The organism is Dyadobacter sp. CECT 9275, from assembly GCF_907164905.1.
Classification (GTDB): Bacteria; Bacteroidota; Bacteroidia; order Cytophagales; family Spirosomataceae; genus Dyadobacter; species Dyadobacter helix.
In genome coordinates, this window is the sequence record NZ_CAJRAF010000004.1 from 828,264 (window position 1) to 850,526 (window position 22,263).

The window sequence follows — 22,263 nt, forward strand, 5'->3', positions numbered from 1 at the left end:
CGTAGAAAATCTGTCGTCAAAGAGAGAACGGAAGCGTTCTCCCTTATTAAACTGTGGTTTCTGCGGGAATCACAGTTTTCCACCTTCCCAGCCGGTAACCCCACACTGCGTAGTAAAACAGAAACAGATAACAGGGAATGAGCACCAGCACCGAGGTTTGCGGCCAGCCAGGATTGTAATCGATCAGGGTACCGAAGATCAACGGGAATATCCCTCCGCCAATGACCGACATCAGCAATAATGCGGACCCGATCTTTGTAAATCTTTTCAGATTTCTGATGGCCAAGCCCCATATCGTACCCCACAACAGTGCCGATCCGAAACCCGTGCAGATCAGACAATATACGGAGATCAGCCCGCTGGTGAAATAAGAAGCCGTCACCATCACAATTCCACCAATGGCACAGTACATCAGCGCAGCCTGTTGCGACAACCACCTGGGAATAAGGATTGTACTGGAAACATATCCGACCAGCATGGCATACAGGGCATATTCCGCAAAATGCCTGGCTTCGTTTAGCGGGATACCCAACGCGCGGCTGTAGACAATAATGCCGTCAATAGGAATTACTTCACATGCAGCAGACATAAAAAGTGCCAGTACACCCAGTACCAGATAAGGATACTGGAATACACTGGTCCGGTCATCTGTTCCAGAATCTGCAGACACAGACTGGTCGGCGTGCTCATCTATCTCCGGAAGTTTAGAAAGCCATACCAGCACCGCCAGAGCCAGCAGGATGAGGGTGATCACCAGATATGGATTCACAACCTTCAGAATATATTCGTCCAGAATTGCTGCCCTTTCCACATTTGTTGCAGCGCTGATGCTTTCAACGATACTATCGGCATTCAATAAAAATATGGCTCCCAGAATTCGTTGGCTCAATATTCCCGCGGTTTTATTGGCAATCCCCATAAACCCGATTCTTTGCGCAGTACTTTCCGCAGGTCCGATGATCGCTACATACGGGTTTGCCGCCGTCTGAAGCAATGCCAGGCCGGTACCCGTTACAAACAAACCGCCCAGAAACACAAGGTAAGTTCTGGAATAAGCCGCAGGCAAAAACATAAAAGTACCTATAGCCATCACCACCAGTCCGATCACCATTCCTTTTTTATAACCCGTATGCTGTAGTATCCAGGCAGAAGGAATGGCCATAAAAAAGTAAGCGATGTAAGAAGCAAAAGCCACAAATAACGACTGGAAGGTGGACAGCTCCAGGCAGATCTGAAAATAGGGTATCAGGATTCCGTTTACCCAGGTTATAAAACCGAAGACAAAGAACAGGATTGCAATAATAACGAGAGGATAAATGTATGTTTTTGGCCTGGTCATTTCCATAGAGGATACCTGTTTAGCTAAAAATTAAAAGAGAGACGTTGTGACAAGACTTAGGATTATGCAGAAAACTTTGATTATACCTGATTACGGTTAAAAGGGACCATACCATGAGAATATATATTTTTCGTCAAAACCCAGGCAGGTACTAAACTTAAAAAGATATCCCTGGAGAAAAATTTCTACCAGGAATACCTTTCCATACTACATCCTACTATCTAACAATCTTAGTTTTTATCCCACCAGAGCGGTGTACTTGCTTTATCTGGACCACTCAGCAATTTCACTGCTTCTGTTACAGCTGCACCATTGTTCTGCTTTTCAGAATCAATGAAAGGAAACCTTCTGATGAAAGCGGTATTCGGCACATCGGTATTCACGGAATTCACTACGTGGTACAGCTTGGGATAGAGCGTTCTCCGGAATTCGGCCCAGGCTTCACAGCCGTCAGGATACACAGCAAGCCACTTCTGCGTTCCGATCTGTTCGCGCTGCACTGCCTCAGAAGCTCCCCATTTCACGGGAATATTACTTACCGCCGGAGAATTTTGTGAATCACCAGGCGCTATCGGAGGAGTGGTTCCGTTGATATAGGTTTCTACGTCAGCACCGCTGTAACCCCAGGTTGCCATAGAAGCACGGATACCTTCGTTGTAGAAACTCTCCGCAGTACCTGTACCCATGTTCCAGCCGTTCAGGGCACCTTCCGCTCTCAGGAAATAGGCCTCAGCGGCGTGCATGATATCTGCTTTTACAGCCAGCAGGTTTTCCCATCCGGACCCCGTTCCTGTGTTACGTATCCATCTCGCCCCGATATTGGAATTGTTATCATTCGTATTCAATGGCTGGATCAGCTGCGCGGGGTCCAAACCGTTCCTCAAGCCTTCATAGGTTTTGGTACCAAAGGCAGGCTGAAAAAACTGGGCCATACGCGGATCATTATACCCTTTCAGAATGGATTCCATCGTAGCACTCATCCTGAATTCTCCCCAGGCGGCAATCCTTGACAAACCATTGGCGTCAGCGCTGCTCACGGCTGTCCGTACCATCATCGCATCGTGCGCAACGGTGGTCATTACGCCTGCCGCCACAGCAGCTTCCGCTTCGGTTTTGGCTCGGGCCGGGTCTACCTTCGATATCCTCAGGGCCAACCTCAGTCGAAGGGTATTGGCAAAAAGAATCCATTTATTGACATCACCGCTGTAAATAATATCCGAAGTTCCGAATGGTTTCTCAGCGGTTTTGGATTTTAATATTGCCACAGCAGCATCCAACCTTTTGAAGAAATCATCATAGATCAGATTCTGCGCATCATACTTTACGCTTTGCGCCGGAATACCCGCATCAAAGTAAGGAATCGGACCATAATAATCGGTCACGCGGTGGAATGAAAACGCCCACCAGATGCTTGCCAGTGCATATTCTGCACTTTGAGGATCGTAGGTATCAAACAGGGTTTTAAGCTGTGGCACCACTTGAGTATAAATAGGGTTCCAGTGCGAATTGATCCACGACATGTTCAGGAAGTACCTGTCGGACTGGAAGTTGGCAGTGGTGGTAGCAAAATACTGCGCATACAGATCCGCAAATAAATTGGTGGCAGTCTGGTAAGAAGGATGATAAGATCCTTGCGACAATGCCTGCGAGAATAATTTTGGATACTCAGCCGGAGTCAATACCACAAGAGCCGTTTTGCTTTTGTTCATGGTATCAAAATCGTCAGTACAGGCGGCACCGAAAAACCCGACAAGTCCTATGGAACCAACTTTTAAGATTTTTCTGATTCTTTGATTTATATTTTCTCTCATGATCTTTTCAATATTAAAAAAACGAGTATACCTACCCTTTGTTAAAAACTTACTTTGAGGTTCAATCCTATGTTCCTTGACGATGGCAGGTTACCATAATCCAGTCCCTGGAAGTTACCTGCTCCCAGGTTCATATCCGGATCAAATGGTAGTTTACGTTTTGGCAAACCCGGGATATCCATCTTCGCATAACCTCTGTAAAGGAAGAACAGGTTACGGGCTGTAAATGACAACCGTACATTCTTCAGGAAAAAATCCGAAGGCATGGGGATGTTGTAACCCAGCGTTAGTTCTCTCAAACGGAAATTGGTAGTGGAATAGGTAAAGAACTCACCCCAGGAATAACGTCCCTGTGATACGGTCTGCCAGAATTTTTCCGCGTTGATCGCCTGGGTATTGGTTTCACCTGCGGCCGTTACGCCTGGAAGTACCCAACCTCCTTCACGGTAGGCTGTCGTATAATCAGCATTACCATCGAATGCCAAGTTAGCTTCTGTACCGGAGGTCATGGTACCTCCCACCCTTCCGTCGACAAGGAAAGTAAGGGCAAAATTCTTGTAATTGAACGTATTGTTCCAGCCCAAGGTAAATTTAGGGTTAAAGTTACCGATGATACCCAGCGGGCCTACGACCGGCACCCCAGCAGCAGAAACAACCCGGCGGCCCTGGGCATCTTTCAGCCAGGTAAGGCCTTCCATATCTCCATAGGACCCGCCTTCCGCAACAATCGGCGTAGCCGTTCTTACCCCTGCACCCAAGGTAGCTCTTTTAATACTCGGGTGAAGATAAACGATCTTGTTGATGTTACGTCCAAAATTCAAGCTGGTCTGCCACGTCAGATTATCAGTCTTAATAGGTGTACCGCTCAACATGATTTCAACTCCTTTATTATTAATTTTCCCCGCATTGATCAACTGTGCGCTAAACCCGGATGCAGGAGGAAGTGCAAGCGTCAGGATTTGGTTAACCGTATTGCTGTTGTAATAGGTCACATCCAAACCAACGCGGCCTCCCAGCGCCCTGAAATCCAGACCGAATTCAGTGGCAGAAGAAATTTCAGGTTTCAGATTGGCGTTCGGCAACGTGGTTGCTCTGGTAATATATCCGCCCACACCACCAGGGTTAAAAGCATAGGATGGATCTAGCTGATAAGGATCCGTGCTGTTGCCCACCTGTGCCCATGAACCACGTATTTTGGCAAAACTTATCCAGGAAGGTAACTTGACAGCATCTGAGAGAATAAAGTTACCGCCGAAGGATGAGTAGATATAGGAATACGGACTTGGCAGCGTTGAGGCCCAGTCATTACGCACGGAAGCATCCACCGTCAGATAATCCCGGAAGGAAACCGATGCCGTACCGAAAACATATTGCAGTTCTCTTTCCGAAAAAGATGAAATACGGGTCAGGTTGGTTGCAAAAGACAAGTCAAATTTGTTGACAACCGACAACCCAGTGGCAGATCCACCTACCTCAGAATACTTGTTATAAGTTGAACCCGCACCAAAGTTATATGTCAGACCAAAATCTTTACCTATTTTATTGTTCCCTGAAAAGATAAGGTCAAGGTTACGCTCTACTGTTTTACCGGTCGACCGCTCGTAATTTCCTCCTGCGGCAGCGTACAATAGCGTCAGGTTGGAAAAACCTCTCTCATAATCATCTATATAACTATCATAACTCACACGTCCCTGCACATTCAGCCATGGTGTGAGCTCATACTTTGCAGAACCCAGGATAATGGAACGATCCCGTTTTTCGTCTGCAAAAGTTCTGTTGATCGTCCAGTAAGGGTTCATGTAAATCCCCGAGCTCGTCCAGTAAGTTGGCGTACCCGTTGGCGTTTCAAATACCTTATACTTCTCCAGATCCACACTTCTGGGCGTTTTAAGCAGGTTCATAACCGGCCCACTGTTTTCACCTGAGTATGGTTTATTTTTGATATCCTGGTTCACATAGGTGATCTTGCCGTCAACACTCAGCTTCTTGGTCAGCTGTGAAGTGACCCTAAGATTCAGCGTATGTCTGGACAGATCATTATTCGGCAGCAGCCCCTGACTTTTATTGAAGGTGTAAGACATATAAGTCTGAACATTCTGACTACCCGCTGATACCCCAATGGAATTGTTGGTAGAAACGCCGGTTCTGTAAAAATCCCTTATATTGTCGGGATAGGTAGTAGCTTTGGCACCCCAGCTACCCGAGGCATTTTCACTGGAAACACCACCTGCACCCTGTCCGTAGGTATTTTGAAAACTAGGCATTAGAAAAGGAGTTTCTATCACCACACCAGAATTGATATCTGTGCTTATTTTACCCGCTTTCCCTTTTTTGGTTGTAATCATGATCACCCCGTTGGCGGCACGGCTACCATACAAAGCGGATGCTGCCGGCCCCTTCAGTATGTTCATGGATTCTATATCATCCGGGTTGATATTGGCCGCACCATCACTGCGGTTAGTTCCTCCAAAATCGGATGATACATTGCTCCGGTTAGTATTGTCAATGGGTACTCCATCCACTACAAAAAGGGCATTGTTGCTACCCCCGATTGAACGGTTACCTCTCAAAGTCACCCGCGTGGCAGAACCCGGCCCTGATGAACCCTGTGTAACCACAAGCCCGGCTACTTTACCAGAAAGTGTATTGACAAAGTTAGCGTCCCGTACATCGGTAAGCTGCTTGCCTTCAATTTTTTGCGTAGCATAAGTAAGTGACTTGGCGGTCCTTTCAATCCCTAGAGCGGTAACCACCACCTCGCCAAGCTGCGTTGCATCCTCTTTCAGGATTATATCAATCACAGAGCGGCCTCCTACGATCACCTCCTGCGAGGAATAACCGATAAACGAAAATACCAATGTTTCACTTGCAGACGGAACCGACAGGCTGTAGGCTCCAATCTCATTTGTTGAAGTACCCTTACTGGATCCTTTGATCAATACGTTCACACCTGGCAATGGATCTCCCTTTTCATCACTTACTTTCCCGGTTATAGCAAGGTCCTGGGCCATCACCGAAGAAATACAAACAGAAGAGGCAATAAGCAAAAACATGAACATTCTCAATGTCTGCCATGACGCAGAATGCACAAAAGAAGAGCTTTTAAAAATTTTAAAAGTACAATTTTTCCATCGCAATGGAATTGGAATAGACGTTCCGTTCATAATAGCAATCATGGTTAGTTAGTACAATATATTCTTTTGAATTAATGGGCATTAACAAAATTAAAGTTTATCATTTAAGCATAATGATACTATCATTTTCATTATTGATACTATTTTTCAATTTTTACTGATCATGAGTTACAAAACACCGTTCGTATGATTATTAATTGAAAATATTGTCGTAAACCGGCCAACGAAAAGCCTATCTATTATTTTGGAATAACCGCATTATGCAGAATATTTGCCTGGTATTTTATCAAAAACAGAATCATATCCACATTCCATTTTATGATATTTCCGCTGTTTCCCAGTTCCTCCCACTAGTTCATGCAACCACGGAATTGCGATCAGACACTTTTGGCCTGACAGAGGAGGTAATATTCGTATAATACAATTCGATTCATAACAAAAAAGCGGGTGTCCGAACGTTCGGCACCCGCTTTGCATCCTCTTGTCTTTGGATTACTGCATATTCCGGACCCTCTTCACCTCTGTCACTCCCACTGCCGTCGATTTATTACCGAAACTCATCCGGATATACGTCAGTATTTGCGCAATTTCTTCGTCCTTCAGGAAATTATGGGCTGGCATTACGCCATTGTATTCTACACCCTTCACAGTAATGGTCCCGTTCAGTCCATGGAGCATTACTTCTATCAATTTTTTCTTATCCCCCGTAACCCATTCCGAACCTGCAAGCGGAGGAAAACGGTTGCCGTCACCTTTGCCATCCCCCTGGTGGCAGGCACCGCAGTAAAGGTTATAGCTCTTCCCGCCTGCCGCCAGTATTTTCTTTTCCAGATTGTCCTTTACTTCATCCGGTGTCTTTATGTTAGTCCGGTTTTTACGTTCCTCCATCGCTGCCAGCTGGCTTTTACCAAACTTACTCCGGCCTCCTTTGTACATGATCCGCCAAATCTTACCCTTTACGCTTTCAGTGATATAAAGCGAGCCATCAGGGCCCATCGCAATGCCCATGGGCCGGGCTTTTGCATCGGCAGTATTAATGATGGTATCCCTTTGGGCGAAACCATCAGCAAAAACCTCCCATGGACCGGAAGGAGCTCCATTTTTAAACGGTACAAAACAAACAAAATATCCCGCCTGCGGGTAAGGCGCACGGATGGTTGAACCGTGAAAAGCAATGAACGCTCCATTTTTATAACGTGCCGGAAACTGGTCTCCTTGGTAGAAGAAGAGATCATTAGGTGCCCAATGCCCGGGAAAACCGATGATGGGTTGCTCAAACTCGGCCCCTTTTCCGGCCTTTTTGCCGTCACCACCATACTCGGGGTTCAGCAGTTTTTTTCCTTGCATGTGGTCATAATAATAGTAGGGCCAACCCGCATTGGAACCCTCCTTCACCCTGAGAAATTCCTCAGAGGGAAGTACCGCACTTTGCCATGCCGAGTACAAAGCAGGCCACGTCCTGACCAGGTTATCACGCCCATGCTGCAGCGCGTAAAGTGTATTATCAGCCTTGTTCCAGTCCATCGCCACAATGCTTCGGATGCCGGTTGCATACCGTTTACCATCTTTCTGAAGCTGTCCGGGTTTTTCCGCATCAAACTGCCATACACCGCCATGCTCTTCCAGCTGCGGACAAGGATCCTGCCCTGCCAGCCCCGGTACCCGGTTTTTGATCTGACAAACATCACCCGGTGCGCCAAAAGGTACATACATGTGCCCCTCATTGTCAAAAGTGATGGGCTTGGCAATATGCTCTGAACCGTGAACTTTATTTTTATAATCGTCTGTGAGGATTACCTCGGGCTTCCCTTCGGGAATGAGCTGTCCGGGTGTTAGTTTATTACGAAAAACAACTCCGGCAGTACTGTAATAAAGATAATCTTTGTAAATCCTCATGGCGGTACCATAGTTGCCGGGGTCCTCGTAATCTCCAAAATTCTGTATGATATCGGCCTTTCCGTCGTTGTCGGTATCTCTCAGGGCGACACTCCCACCTTTGGGCCCCACTCTCCTGAGCTTCACATAAATATCCCCGTTTTTATTTACCGCAAGATGTCTGGCCGACCCGATACTATCCGCTACCACCACCGCTTCAAAATTACCGGGCAGAAACAATCCTCCGTTGTCCGGGTCTCCTTTCGGCAAAGCAGGTAGGGGACCATTCTGTATAAAAGCAATACTTACGCCCAGAACGAGCGCGCATGGCAACACCGGCCAGGCCAGCGACAAAAACCGGCGGGAGCAATTAGAAAAACATTTCATCCTTAAAAAATCTGATTTGAGGCCCTGTTAATGATGTGACTTGGGAGGAAGAGGGATTGCTCTTGCATTCAGGTCATATACTACCTTCCCATCTTTAATAGTCATTTCACATTCCAGCTTTTCAGTACCTTCGGATTTGTACCTGGCCACGTCATAAAATCCGAATTTACCTTTCCGTAGATTAAGAATAGCGACATCCGCAACTGCTCCGACGGTCATATGTCCCAGCTCCTGGTGTTTAATGGCCTTCGCGGCTGCCCAGGTACTGGCTGTGATAACGCTCTGCAAATCCATTTTTAATGCCATAAACTTGGACATCACACTCAGCATGTCTTTCATGGCCCCGTTCATGCTGCCGGTGTGAAGGTCGGTACTGATTGTTTCGGGATAAAATCCCTGCTGCGTGGCCGGCAATGCCTGCGAGTATGTAAAACTTCCGCCACCATGGCCCACATCAAAAATCACCCCTCTCTTGCGTGCAGCCAGTACAAATGGTTTCAGCTTGTTGGTTTCCAGATCCACGATGGATTCCTTGGTCTCCAGTATCTGTCCGTAAGTATGCGTAAAAATGTCACCAGGGCGCAACCGCTTCATAAACAAGTCCTCAATAGAAAGCCGTGGCTTACTTCCCCCGAAATCGATCATGACCGGTATATCAGCCAGTTTTCCGGCCTCAAGAGCACGATCGACGGCTATAAAATCAGGTTTATGAAAGTGTGCCACCTTAATACCAACGATGTAGTCCTTATATTCCTTCGCCGTTTTTGCAGCCAGAGCCGGGTCAAAATACTTCATATCCTGCTGATATTCAGAATACTCATCACCAACCATCCCTGCACTGGAAATATTAAGAAATGCCAGAACGCGTGTCTGGGAATTATCAATAATATTCTTTTTGAACTTGGCAAATGAATGGGCTCCGGGACCGCCGGCATCCACAATGGTGGTAACCCCTACCCGAAACGTAAAACCATCCGGAGGGAGCGAACTGAAACCGTCGCTGAGGCCGCCCTCTTGGGAGGTACCAGCAAAAACATGGCCGTGAATGTCAATAATGCCTGGTGTAACATATAACCCGGTAGCATCTATTACCTGCTTTCCCTGAGCGGCCGGAATATTTTTGGCAACCTGAGCAATTTTATTACCCGCGATGGCTACATCCATTATCCCGTTGACCTTATTTTTTGGATCGATCACATGCCCTCCTTTGATGAGGATGTCGTAGGCCGGGGTCTGAGAAAATCCTGATAACGAGCTAACAAAGAACAGAAAAAAAAGAAGTATGATTTTGGTACCTGAAGTCATTTTATGATTTTTGAATATTGATTTTTAAGTATTGAAATGTCAAGCAGAGGCATGCTGAAGCTCCTCTCTGATACGCTGGGCAACCACTTTTTCCTGGCCCGGTTTCAGCATAAAAACGGTCAGCCGTATATTATTTTCCGCCTCCCAGCCGATCACCTCAATGGAAGGAGTTCCTTTCCGAAGCTTTTCACAGAGTTCGTCACGGGTAAGTTTTACTTTGGTGCTGTCCCAGGTAATGCTCAGTGAAGGGGTATGATTGGCAACGGGCGGCAGTACGATCTCGGTTTTCACCCCTCCAATCCCTTTAACGGCCGTATCAATCAGTGCAATTTTTTGCTCCCACATTTTCCATTCCTTCGCGTGGTCATGTTTGATATATTTTTCCAGTGCCACATACATCCCCAGAATTTCCTCCTTGTTGACCTTCTGCCCCCGGGCAATTCCTGCGCGCGGCGGCGCACTCAGCCTTGCGGCGGCAATCAGGTGTTTTTTACCCATCAGAAGGCCCGCACTCTGCGGTCCGCGCATGGCTTTCCCGCCCGAAATACAAACCAGGTCAAAACCCATGTCATTGTACTTCCATAGGTTCTCGACGGGTGGCACATCCGCTGCAATATCAATCATGGTGGGCAGGTTGTGTTTTTTTGCAATATCAAGCCATTCCTGGTGTTTAATCTTTCCCTCCGGCGCTTCCCGGTTGAGAAACCAGAGCAGAGCCGTTTTTTCATTTATGGCTTTCTCCACCTCTTCCCCTGTTTCAACAATGACAATGGTAACGCCTGCATTGGTAAGCGCCATGTGGTAACCGTTGGCATGTGTTTTTTGTACGATTACTTCCGATTTCATACCAGTACCTGCAAGAAAAGGAAGCTGTGCCACCTTTTTGGTATCCATTCCGGTGAGTATGCCAGCCATACCCAAAACCAGTGCAGACCAGCATCCGGCGGTTACCATGGCTGCTTCGGCATGGCATAAAGCGGCTATTTTTTCACCTACTTTATCCTGAACATCGTCCAGCATAACATATTCTTCCGCACCGGAACTAATGGCTTCAAGTACCTCCGGCGGCATTAACGAGGCCGTCATGGAAGTATACACTCCGGCAGCATTAATAAAAGTACGCAAACCTAGTTCTTTAAACAGATCGCGTTTAGCAACGGGGGCTGGCTGCGTTTCCAGTACAGTACCGGAAAAGCCTCCCACCACAGGCAATGCGGATAAACCTTTTAACAGATCACGACGGCGCATATATATTAGGATTTATAAGTAAGATGAGTAATGACCAGCACTATGTTTTAATCAATCCAAAAGGTTATCTATTTCTTTTTGAACGAATCCGGAATGATAAATTCATAACCAGCAGGTGGCCACGGCCCGATGCTCTGCCCGGTGGGCCGCGGACTTACCGGCAATATGGGTTCTGTTCCCGCAGCCGTGTATTTTATATTCAGAAAGGGCGTCTTACGCTCCTTGCCGCCATCCACCGCCGACCGGATACCCATGTCAATCATGCCACTGGTGAGCAGGTTACGCTCCACGGGCCCCTGTGGTTTTTCGGTTACCAGAAATTTCTGAATGTTGAGTGTAAGGTAACTGAAATGGGAATAACTCATACTGTTGTCCAGCACGAATTCCGTTGCCACTGTTTTGCCTCCGGCTTTGGCAGCATAGGCCCAGCCTGTTTTTACAAGTTCGTCCAGCATCAGGATAGCTCCTTTTAAGCCGTCATTGTAGCGGACGATCACCGCCTTCGGATCCTTGACGATGTCTCTCATGTTCCCCTCTGCTCTTCCCTTGATACTGTTGCAGGCAGCTTCTACCAATTCTTTTGATATTTTACCCGCGTCAATAGCCTTCCACACCGCATCACCTGTGAGCCCCTGAACGCTCGCCACACCCGTTTCACCACCGGCCCTGCGCTCCACCATACACTGCAGAATTTCCATCACGTGAAATCCGTACGCATCCAGGGAAGCATATCCAATGGCAACCGCCTCCGTAATTTTAGTACCCAGCGGATGTACCAGCATAGGATCCCGCCAGCAATAGGGAAGGGACGACCCCGCCATCATGGGTACCTTAAGTTCCTGTGCACGGTCGTAAATCCACTTACTGTCCAGCCAGCTGTATGCCAGGTGTTTGTCCGAAAACAACGGAACAGATCGGTTGGATGCGTCAAATACCCGAAAGATCTGCTCCAGATAATTCATACGCGGATACATCTTTACACCCAGACGGCTATACGGATAATCCCCGTGTTCGCCAATATAAATCACCGCGTCCACAGCCAGTTTGTCGCCTCCCAGGGTAAGTGCCTGCGCAATGGTCGGATACAAAGTAGCATTATTCATTTTGGCAATTCTTACTCCGGTATCGTTTGCACCGATCTGGTCAATCCAGACCGAAACGATCTGAACCTGAGGAGCTACCATACCGTCGTCAGTAGGGATACCTACAAATAATTTTGTCCCGATTACATCCGCGTGTGCGCTGTTCCGGTACTGATTGGCAATAAAGGCTACCTTTTTAAGTGCAGTAGGAGCAGCACCGGAGCCGGTTGCTGCAATCTCATTGTCAGGACCAGTAAGATTAATAAATCCTTGCGGAAAGAGACCTGACAACATGGACAGACTGGCCGCTGCACCGGCTGACTTTTTGATAAACTGGCGTCGTGGGTTGTTTTCGGATGATTTCATTCTAAAAGATTCAGGAATAGTATTCACAAATACTGCATTTCATTTCTTCAAAAAAAGCATGGCTCACCAGCCCATGGAATATCCGTTCCGGCGCGGATCGGCTCCTCCCATGATCCAGCCAGTTTTATGGTCAATAGTAATACCTTGTGCACCTCCCACCGTCATGGACCATTCACCGAGGCTGGTATCCAGCACATATCCCATATCGCGAAGTTCCTGTAAGGTTTTTTCCGGAATTCTGGTTTCGATGATCAGCTCTTTGGCAGGTACCGAACCCAGCTCGTCTTTCCAGCGGAACCTGGGCGCACTGATCGCATCCTGGATATTCATACCAAAATCAACCACGTTCAAAGCAACCTGCGGCACTGACTGCAGTATCCCGAAACTTCCCGGCGAACCCACGATCAGCTGTGGCACGCCATCTTTATGAAACTGCATCATTCCGCCGATACACCAGCCCACCGCTTTACCGGGTTCAACACTATTGGCTTGCCCTGGAACAAGTGTCATCCAGTCGAGCGCGCTGTTGAACACCACTCCTGTTTTTCCGGCCACATATCCGGAACCGAATCCACCGCCATGGGTCTGGATAATTACAACCGCATTACCCCAGCGGTCCACTGCCGACAGGCTGGTGGTAGCAAATTTATACTTGTCCTGCCTGGCGTCTTCCATATATCCCGGCACCTTTTCCAGGTACGACTGCTTTTTCATTTTCTCTCTGCGCTCCTTGATGTTTGCCACTACTTTTGCACGTTGCGAAGCAATGTAGCTGTCCGACAGAAGCATAGTTACCGGCACTTTAACAAATTTCGGATCGCCGATATACTTGTCCGTATCCATCCGGCTGAGGTAGATGGCCTCCATCAAATGTGCCAGGTACTCCACGCTGTTATGTCCCATCTTTTTAAGGTCGAAACCTTCCATGATTTTCAATACCTGAAGCTGCTGGATCCCCATGCCCGGAGGAGGGTTGTTGTAAACGGTGTAATCGCGGTATTTGACCGAGATCGGCTCCACCCATTGTACCTTATCGGGCACGGATGCGAGATCCTCCAAGGTAATAAACCCGCCGTCCCGTTTAAAGGCAGCGGCCATTTCCTTCGCAATTTCACCTTTGTAAAAAACATCAATACCTTCCTTCGCAATGCGTCGCATTGTTTTGGCAAGAGGTTTATTGGTAAAAAAATCTCCGATCTTGTAGGGAGTTTTGTCTGGTTTTAAAAAAATAGCGGCAGACTCAGGATGCGGCGAAACCCGGTCAAGCGTTCCTTCCCACATGGCCTGGTCAAATTCGGTAATGGGTACACCGTTTTCCAGGTAGTCTATCGTACTTTCAAAAACTTCCGACAGCGACATCGTTCCGTAATCCTTCAGTGCGCGGCTCCAGCCAGCCAGGTTTCCCGGAACGGCAGGCGTACGCGGCCCGATGGTTTCCATACCTCCGTGCCCGGCCCCGTCCGCCAATTTTGTATCTGTTTTGATTGCCTTAGCCTGAAAATTCTGAGGTACCCAGCCGCCAAAAACCAGTGATCGTACCTTTTTATCTTTGGCCGAATAAAACAACATATATCCGACGCCCGCCGTACCAGACATGTAGGGCTCAACGGCATTGAGGGAGGCCGCCGTTGCGACGATAGCATCTATGGCATTCCCTCCCTTGATCAGGATTTTTTGCCCGGCCAGGCTCGCAAGCGGGTTGGCAGATGCCACCATGCCGAGCTTTCCCAGGGAGGCGGGCCGCAGGTTGTTCTTGGCTACCTGAGCCATTGCCAGGTGACTATATCCCAGCGCCACAGCACAGGCCATAGCAAAAGACAAGCCCCCTTTCAGGCTCCGTATTTTCTTAATATTCATCATAAATGCGCTTGTTAAACTAAAAAATCACGGCGTGGCTTCCGGTGCAGGTTACTCCTTAAGTTCCACAATCATCTCAATTTCAACGGGTATGCCCATCGGCAATGAGCCCAGCCCTATTGCCGAACGGGCATGTTTCCCGTTTTCTCCAAAAACTTCCACCATCAGATCAGAAAAGCCGTTGATCACCTGCGAGTGCCTGTCAAAAGTGGGCACTGCATTGACCATCCCCAATACCTTCACAATTCTTTTTACTTTATTAAGATCACCAATTTCCGCTTTAAGTGACGACAGCAGGGAAATTCCGGTTAAACGGGCAGCAATTTTCGCCTGATCAAAATCTACCTGATCACCTACTTTGCCTTTCATATACTCACCGTCTTCTTTCACCGGCCCATGTCCGGAAAGATAGACCAGGTTCCCTACCCTGACGGCCAGCAAAAAATTGGCGGTTGGTTTTCCTGGTGCTTTCAGGACAATGCCCAGTTCTTTCAAACGGGTTTCAGGGTTCGTGCTTTTTACCTGCGCGTTTGCAAAATGCGCAAGTAAAAGCAGAACCATCAGCGGGGTTAGGAATAGACTTTTCATATTTTAAATGTTTTAGCAGGTTAGTTATAATTCAGAATTGATACATTTTCAGGGATTTTCAAAAGGAAAGAGCGGCCGTCGCCTGTTTTTGTAGCTGAACATCGTCATGTCGGCCTGAGTCACTCCCGGCGTATTGACCTGGATAATAGAAGGACAAACCGGCGCATAAGCTGCAATGGGCGCAATAACACCTTTGGCAATCACCACGTCGAACATGGCAGGATCCACTCCGCAGGAAGTAAGCTGCCCCAGGCTGAAAGGCGGCATACGCAGGGAGGTAACCATGATCACACTTCCGTTTGACCTGCCCAGCACTACGGTTTTCCCCATGTAATAATTCACCTGGCCGCCGTGGCGGGGAGTATCTTCCGTAAAATGTCCGTCGGATATTCTCAGCAACGTCACCGAAAGGGTGATATCTTTAAGTCCTTCCTTGGCTGTTCCGGTAATGGAAAGATCAAAGGCATCACCCGGGCGATGTTCCGCCGCGCGGATAACCGCCTCAGGATCATAGATACAGACAAAATAGGAATAGGTCCCGTCGGCTTCCAGCCCTTCCAGCAGACAGATATTGTTTCCCGGGCTGCCACCACCGATATTATCTCCCATATCCAGCAGGAGCACAGGTTTTGCCCTATCAGCCACCATTCGTATGGTTGTGGGAATATCATTTTTTGTACCTACAAAACTCTCTCTGTTTTCCAGGATGTAGGATTCCAGTTGCCTGCCAACTTCCAGGGCCGCTTCAGGGTTGTTATCCGAAACAATGACCAGTGAAGTACCCATTTCCTGCACATCCGCATAAGGAAATCCGAGTAGTATGCTAATAGATAGGATATCCTCTTTCCGGCTCAGTTCGTCTGCAAAGGCATACAAACTTTTACAGGGCTCATTACTGGTGAACTGCTGCTCAATGCTGATGGCCTGAGGTACCTGTACGAGCACCTGCTTTGGCTTTATTCCTTCTTCCAGCATTTTTACAAGGATACCTGCAACGGCTTTGCCCGTCTGCCGCTGATCTACGTGCGGGTTTTTTTTGTAGGATACAAACGCATCCGTGGAAGCCACCATCAACGGACTCACATTGGCATGCAGGTCCAGAGAGCCTGCAATGGGGATATCGTCACCCAGCCGAGCCCTGACCGCACTGATCCAGTCACCATCCATATCCGGAAAATTTTCACTCACACCCGCTCCATGCGGCACCACCAAACAGCCATCTATGGGTAAAACCTCTTCAAGTCTGGCGAGCATCGCTGCCTTTAAAGTAGCATAAGTATCCCCTGATACCGTCCCTCCTGGGGTAGCCTCAGAAAAAACAACAGGTACCAGCTCCATTCCAGCAGCATCAATCACCTCGATCATCCCCCCTACCTCATGATGCGCATGCTCATATTCTTTCCGGATATCCTGGCCGGTAAGCGAATGTCCCTTTTCAAAATCAATTAGCGTAGTGGGATTTTCGGCAAACGTGTTGGATTCATGATAGATACCCAATAAAGCTATTCTTTTCGGCATGTGTTTATATTTCTTTACTTAAACTATTTTATTGTTTTTATTAAGATCGCTCCCAAGGCTATGCCTCCGGGTTATCTTTCCTATCCTCTTTCACGGGCGAACCGCTCCAATACGACGACAGAACGGAGGCGGTCAGCCCCATGATCGGCCCGCAGATTGCGGATGCAAGGCCGACTGTAGCAATCTTGCCCATTACTTTGGCAATGCCGGATACCAGGCCTGCATTTTGCATCCCGGTAACAAGGGCAATCGTACGGGCGTCGCGTTCACTTAGCCTGCATAACTTTGCGGCCCAATAACCCAAAAGGTAACCCAGCAAATTGAGCGCAAGCACCACCAGCAGCAACATCAAACCAATATTAAGAATACTATCCCGCCCAGCCGCCATGATGATGGCCACAATGAGCGTCACGCCAAACATGGATACGAAGGGCATCCAGGCATGAAGCCACTGGGCTCTGGTGCTCAGCAGCTTATTAATGAGAAGCCCTGCGGCAATGGGCAGCACCACAATCTTGATCATCCCCCACATCATGTTCAGAACATCAATTTCAATAAATCCGCCGGCAAACAATTTCATCAGCAGGGGAATCAGCAACGGAGCAAGGAGCGTGGTGAGGGAGGTAACCGTGATGGCCAGCGCTACATTGGCCTTGGCAAGATAAGAAAACAGGCTGGCCGTAACTGATGTTGGAGAACAACCCAGCAGAATGATACCAGCCGATATTTCAGGAGAGAAATCGTTTGCTTTGGCCAACAAAAAACCAAGCGACGGCATGATCAGGAAATGGGCAATTACTCCCACAATAACCGATTTTGGTGATTTGGAGAGTTCAACAAAATCCTTAAAACCCATGGAGGAACCCGTCCCAAACATGATGAGCTGGATAAGCGGGGTAATGAGCCCGGCCAGCTCAAAGCCGTTGATCTCAATGAATGGCGCCGGGTAATATAATGCTGTGGCAGATATTCCCAAGATAAATACAGTAAATGCCAGACCTTTCAGAAGGGGGATGCCCCGGAAACCAATGGACAGTGCCACCAGAAAAGTGATAAAAAAAGGGCCTGCAGAAGCAATGCTGTCATTAAAAATCATTACCAGCGTAACAATCAATGAAATACCCGACAATACAAGCGCAGCTTTGTAAAATTGATTCTTATTCAAGCAAAGATCAGGTTTGGTATGATTAACTTCTGTATATAGGTGCAGGTCTGAGCCTTTTTATTTTTTCAGCATTTTCCACTCGCGGCCAGGTGTTTCCACCCTGAAGGTCTCAATGTTGCCACTATCCTGAAGCGTTACATAAACGGTGCGGCCGTCTTTCCCGCCAAAAGCCAGGTTACTGGGAAGTTTTCCTGACAGAGGAACTTCCAGTATTACCTTCCCGGCAGGCGAAACTTTGGCGATCGTTCCCTTTCCATGACGGGTGATGTACAGGTTTCCATCAGCATCACAGCGCATGCCATCCATCCCGAAATCCGGGAATTCAATAAGCAGGCGTTTATTGCTTATCTCTCCCTTTGCAGAGAGATCATAGGCCCATACCTTACGCTGTACGGTCTCATTCACATACAGGATTTTATTGTCGGGACTTACCTCAATTCCGTTGGTGGTGCCGGTATTGGCTTCCAGCAAAGTTACTTTTCCGTCGGTATCAATGCGCCAGATATTGCCCGTTCCGTTTCCCCAGTTGGGATCACTGGCATAAAGCCGGTCTTTGTTGTCTATGGCAATATCATTGGGCTGATTCATTTTAGGTTCATGCGCAAACACACTGATTTTTCTGGTAGCCATGTCCACTTTCAGAATATTGTGCTTGGGGTAGTCGGCTATGAACATATGTCCTTTGCTGTGGAACCGGATGCCGTTTCCGATACTCCCTGCAGGAAGCTCCACAAAGATACTACCCTCTCCGCCCGGTGTTACCTGCCCTATGGTACCTTGCTTTTCAAAATTCACGGCATATAATATCCCGTTTTTATCCACGGCGGGCCCTTCAGCGCCGGAAGTAAAACTTTTGGCAGGTGTAAAAACGGATGCTTTATACCAATCTTCGGATGCTGATGTTTGCATATTCACAAAGGAAAATTCTGCGATAAGGAATGAAAAGAGAAGTACTGATGTAATGAAAGATTTAGGAATAGTCATTTTCATAAGACTGGATTACTTGAATTTTAAGGTACCAAAAAACTGCGGTAAGTGAAAATTGGGTTTAGGGTTGTCAACAAACGACCAGGTGATCCAATGCGGATTGGTGCTCTGGCTTGCCGTTTTATAAAAATTTGCACGCCAGACGGTACCCGGTTTCGGGTCAGTGACATTGGAAAACTTTTTGAGCATCGACAAAGGTATCCGGTATTCAATGGTCCAGGTAACAGGTTCCGAGATTTCGGGATCAATTTTCGAGGGTAACGAATGCGCTATCTCGATTTGTCTGATGTCATCCGCCTGAAGTTTTTCAAATCCGGTCCAGGGTTTCGTGACGTAGAATATCAGTGGCGTTCCGCCTGCGTTTACTTCCAGATTAAAGTAGCGCTCAGGCAAGGCGGCGTCCGGCGAGAAAAAGAATTCTACACATGCATCTCCTGAAACATTCCCGTTATACTCCTGAACCAGACTGCGCACATGTTTGTCCTTTACCCTGAAAATGACGTATACATTCTGATCGTCATACATCATTTTGGCTTCTACACCCGGCTTAAACGGCGGGATAACCCCCATATACTTGTCTATAGTAATTGGCTTTACCTTTTTCCATTGTTTTTTATCCCAGTTGGCATCAATGGTTATAGCCCTTTTTAGCTTTTGTACTTCATATACCTCCCGTTTGGTATCAGCCGTTTGCGCCAGGCAGCGCAAGGAACCTATGGAAGGACAAAACAGAAAAAGAACAAGGAAGATCCGTTTCAGATCTGGTTTACTCAAAATACGCATTGCATGAAATAAGGTTGATCGTCTGCATAACCTGCAAACCTATTTAAACTATCATTTTATATTTTCGCAGCAATTATCTTATTAATATCCAAAATTCCCATATTCATTATTTTCAAAATTCAGGATATCACAAAATTATATTTCAAAGGCGTCAAATTCCTGTACTATCGTTCGTAATCCTGATACTTTTATAGGAGCTTCCTTAAGCTCCAACCGATACTTCATCCGGGCAGCTGAGGATTGAAAACTGCTGTACCTTCTGGAAAAATCAAAAAAACATGCTAAAAAGTAGCGCTTGTCACCGATAACGTTATCGGAACTATTTATGGGAGGAATCGCAGCTTCCTGAAAATTTCATACTAAAATTGCAAAGAGGCATCGCTCAGAGCTCGGCATCATAGGATTATCCCAGGTTATTCCTGATCTAGAAAAAATCCCGGATGGCTTATTTCAAAACAATACCTGGCTTCTCTGTTGACTTGGCGTGCATATTATTTAGGGATACAATAAATTCTATATCATGAAAGCAGTTGAATTTCACCTACCTCAGGATGTTGACAAATCATTTATTGTTTTTCGGGAAACCGGTGATTTTTTTCCCGCCCCATGGCACTATCATGCTCATTATGAGTTTGTTTTAGTAACAAAAAGTACCGGCAGACGCATGATTGGGGATCACATAGGATATTTCGATGAGGGCGACCTGGTATTTCTGGGCTCATTGTTACCGCATGTATGGGTGAACGACCCGGTATATCTGAACCGCCAGGCAGATCACAAAGCAGACGCCCTGGTGATTCACTTCACCAACGATTTCCTGGGAGACGATTTTATGAATATTCCTGAAATAGAGAATTTCCGTAAAGTCATGAAACTGGCCGAAAGGGGAATGTCGCTCAAAGGCGAAACACGTGAAAAGATTAATGAAATCATCAAAAAAATGCCCGAAATGAACGGCCTTCACCGGCTGTCATCGCTGTTCCTTATTTTTGATATCATGTCCAACACTACGGAATATGACCTGCTTGCAAGCCCCCGTTTTGTACAAAATTTCCATTACGATTCTTCTGAAAGGTTCAAGAAAATAACCGGTTATATCATGGAGAATTTTGATAAAGATATCAGCCTGGCAGAAATAGCCTCGGTAGGAAGTATGGGTGTAACTGCATTCTGCAATTTTTTCAAGGAGCAGTTCAGGGTTACTTTTGTGGAATACCTCACCACCGTGCGCATCGGGCACGCCTGCAAACTCCTTTCCCAAAATGACCGGAACGTAGTGGAGGTTGCTTACGAATGCGGATTTAACAACCTGGCCAACTTCAACCGGCAGTTCAAAAAACTAAAAGACATGACCCCGAGTGATTACAGAAAAACGCTGAACATCTAGCGTCACCGCGACTATAACTGGTCTAACAGCACCAAAAGCCGTTTTCTGATCACCTCTTCAGCGCCGGGCACCAGGCAGCTGTATCGGCAGCGCCAGGTTTCGTACCCCCCTTTCGCGATCTCGGCAGCAGGGGGAACATACCCTGCGTTACCGTTGGCCATGGTGATGGTGAAATAGTATTTCGATTTTTTCGCCGCTTTTAACCTCAAACCAGTCTCGGAAAAAAACTCGCCAGCCAGCGCACCGATGGCTCCTTCACCAATTTTGATCGCCTGAACCGGTGTAATGCATTGTGCCGGGAATTCATTGAGTAACATCTGTTCCCGGGCATATATCTGCCGCAACCCGTTTTGATCGGGTTCAATTTCCTCATACCTCGCACCGGCCACCAGCAGCGCGGCAGAGGATAATTCGCTGGCAGATGGTTTTACGACATCAATTTCAATTTCGTCATAACCGATTGAAAGTTCCGGATCGGTTTGCCAGATCAGGTTGGGCAGGTTGTCGACGATCTTATCTGCCAGGCTATTTCCGATCAGCCTGCTTTTTTCAAAATTTTCCTTGGGATAACGGTTACTATCCTGAAAGTCCCAGATGTTGACATCACCGCTTGTACCATTGCTCATGATCCCGACAAAAGAATCTTCGACCTGAAGCCGCTCCGCAAGCCGGGCGGCAAACATTCCGAAATAATCAGCAGAAATGGTACCATTCTCCCAATCGCCCACATAATGTAGTGAGTAATTAGCGAGCAACGATATCCATTCACCGTCCAATCCTTTCACCGCCAGATAACCGAGCTCAGGATCCGTTGGAGCTATACTGTTTTCAATCAGGCTTTCTGCACCAAATGGATTGGTTTTGATCTGATCCGTACCGCCCGTCACCGGATTAAAAGGCAGATATGTTTCTTGCATTTTATAACGCCGGCACAACAAATGCTCAGGTGCTGCAACCGACCCAAAGGCAATTTGTGCCGGCTTCAGATGATCCATCGCCCGTTGAACCGACTGAAGGATAAGCCCTGGAAGTTTTTTAGAATAGGCCGGATCAGCACTTCCCAGATGCACGTCAGCAACGGATCCTGCGGCGTGGGTGTGTGTACTGGAAATCATGATATTGCTGGCCGGAATCCCTGTTGCGCGGGTGATGTCAGCCTTCACCTGGTCCAAAAAGTCCCTTGGCATGATGCAGATATCAACCACCACCAGGGCAATGAGGGTACTTCCGTTTTTCAGTACCAGGGCCTTGGAGTATAGGTCATCGTGGATATAGGTGGCATAATGTGTGATAAAATCACCATTGATTCGGGTACCAAGCGGTGGTGTGGTCTTCACCTTTGCTGCTCCTGCCTGGAAAGAATTTATGTTCATATCTGCGCAATAATTAATTATTTCTTACTCATTTTTTGATCCCGGCAGAACTCTGAAA

Annotated in this window: 15 protein-coding genes; 1 reads left to right on the plus strand and 14 read right to left on the minus strand. The window is 47.3% G+C overall.

Annotated elements, in window-relative coordinates; genetic code table 11:
* Positions 1–46 precede the first annotated feature (46 nt).
* The 13 genes from KOE27_RS29085 to KOE27_RS29145 all read right to left on the minus strand — a co-directional run bounded on the left by KOE27_RS29085 (position 47) and on the right by KOE27_RS29145 (position 19,445).
* Positions 47–1,345 carry a sugar MFS transporter gene (locus KOE27_RS29085; protein WP_215242349.1) on the minus strand — a complete coding sequence of 433 codons (1,299 nt, stop codon included), beginning with the start codon at positions 1,343–1,345 and terminating at the stop codon, positions 47–49.
* 224 nt (positions 1,346–1,569) lie between these two features.
* Positions 1,570–3,150: a SusD/RagB family nutrient-binding outer membrane lipoprotein gene (locus KOE27_RS29090; protein ID WP_215242350.1), complete on the minus strand. Its 1,581-nt coding sequence runs from the start codon at positions 3,148–3,150 to the stop codon at positions 1,570–1,572.
* Between the two features lie 41 nt (positions 3,151–3,191).
* Positions 3,192–6,239: a SusC/RagA family TonB-linked outer membrane protein gene (locus KOE27_RS29095; protein ID WP_229253045.1), complete on the minus strand. Its 3,048-nt coding sequence runs from the start codon at positions 6,237–6,239 to the stop codon at positions 3,192–3,194.
* A gap of 537 nt (positions 6,240–6,776) precedes the next feature.
* Positions 6,777–8,546 (minus strand): PQQ-dependent sugar dehydrogenase, encoded by a 1,770-nt coding sequence (locus KOE27_RS29100; RefSeq protein WP_215242352.1) that lies wholly within the window; start codon positions 8,544–8,546, stop codon positions 6,777–6,779.
* 27 nt (positions 8,547–8,573) lie between these two features.
* Positions 8,574–9,851, minus strand: coding sequence for an amidohydrolase/deacetylase family metallohydrolase (locus KOE27_RS29105; protein ID WP_215242353.1), 1,278 nt, complete (start codon positions 9,849–9,851; stop codon positions 8,574–8,576).
* A gap of 39 nt (positions 9,852–9,890) precedes the next feature.
* A complete protein-coding gene (locus tag KOE27_RS29110; protein WP_215242354.1) occupies positions 9,891–11,099 on the minus strand; it encodes an aminotransferase class V-fold PLP-dependent enzyme in 1,209 nt (402 codons plus the stop codon).
* A gap of 68 nt (positions 11,100–11,167) precedes the next feature.
* Positions 11,168–12,547, minus strand: coding sequence for a hypothetical protein (locus tag KOE27_RS29115; protein WP_215242355.1), 1,380 nt, complete (start codon positions 12,545–12,547; stop codon positions 11,168–11,170).
* A 63-nt stretch (positions 12,548–12,610) separates the two neighbouring features.
* Entirely contained in the window at positions 12,611–14,407 is a 1,797-nt protein-coding gene (gene ggt, locus KOE27_RS29120; protein WP_229253046.1) for a gamma-glutamyltransferase, read from the minus strand.
* A 48-nt stretch (positions 14,408–14,455) separates the two neighbouring features.
* Positions 14,456–14,992, minus strand: a complete 537-nt coding sequence (locus KOE27_RS29125) for a RidA family protein (protein ID WP_229253047.1) — start codon at positions 14,990–14,992, stop codon at positions 14,456–14,458.
* Positions 14,993–15,040: 48 nt separating this feature from the next.
* A complete protein-coding gene (locus KOE27_RS29130; protein ID WP_215242356.1) occupies positions 15,041–16,510 on the minus strand; it encodes a M81 family metallopeptidase in 1,470 nt (489 codons plus the stop codon).
* A gap of 58 nt (positions 16,511–16,568) precedes the next feature.
* Positions 16,569–17,675, minus strand: a complete 1,107-nt coding sequence (locus KOE27_RS29135) for a bile acid:sodium symporter family protein (protein ID WP_229253048.1) — start codon at positions 17,673–17,675, stop codon at positions 16,569–16,571.
* A gap of 57 nt (positions 17,676–17,732) precedes the next feature.
* The gene (locus tag KOE27_RS29140; protein WP_229253049.1) at positions 17,733–18,584 is read right to left on the minus strand and encodes an SMP-30/gluconolactonase/LRE family protein; all 852 of its coding nucleotides are present in this window, start codon (positions 18,582–18,584) and stop codon (positions 17,733–17,735) included.
* Positions 18,585–18,674: 90 nt separating this feature from the next.
* Positions 18,675–19,445 carry a carbohydrate-binding family 9-like protein gene (locus KOE27_RS29145; protein WP_215242358.1) on the minus strand — a complete coding sequence of 257 codons (771 nt, stop codon included), beginning with the start codon at positions 19,443–19,445 and terminating at the stop codon, positions 18,675–18,677.
* Between the two features lie 520 nt (positions 19,446–19,965).
* Here KOE27_RS29145 and KOE27_RS29150 point away from each other — a divergent pair.
* Positions 19,966–20,832, plus strand: coding sequence for an AraC family transcriptional regulator (locus KOE27_RS29150; protein WP_215242359.1), 867 nt, complete (start codon positions 19,966–19,968; stop codon positions 20,830–20,832).
* A gap of 11 nt (positions 20,833–20,843) precedes the next feature.
* On the opposite strand, the gene KOE27_RS29155 is transcribed toward KOE27_RS29150, so the two are convergent.
* Positions 20,844–22,205 carry a hypothetical protein gene (locus KOE27_RS29155; RefSeq protein ID WP_215242360.1) on the minus strand — a complete coding sequence of 454 codons (1,362 nt, stop codon included), beginning with the start codon at positions 22,203–22,205 and terminating at the stop codon, positions 20,844–20,846.
* Positions 22,206–22,263: the final 58 nt, after the last annotated feature.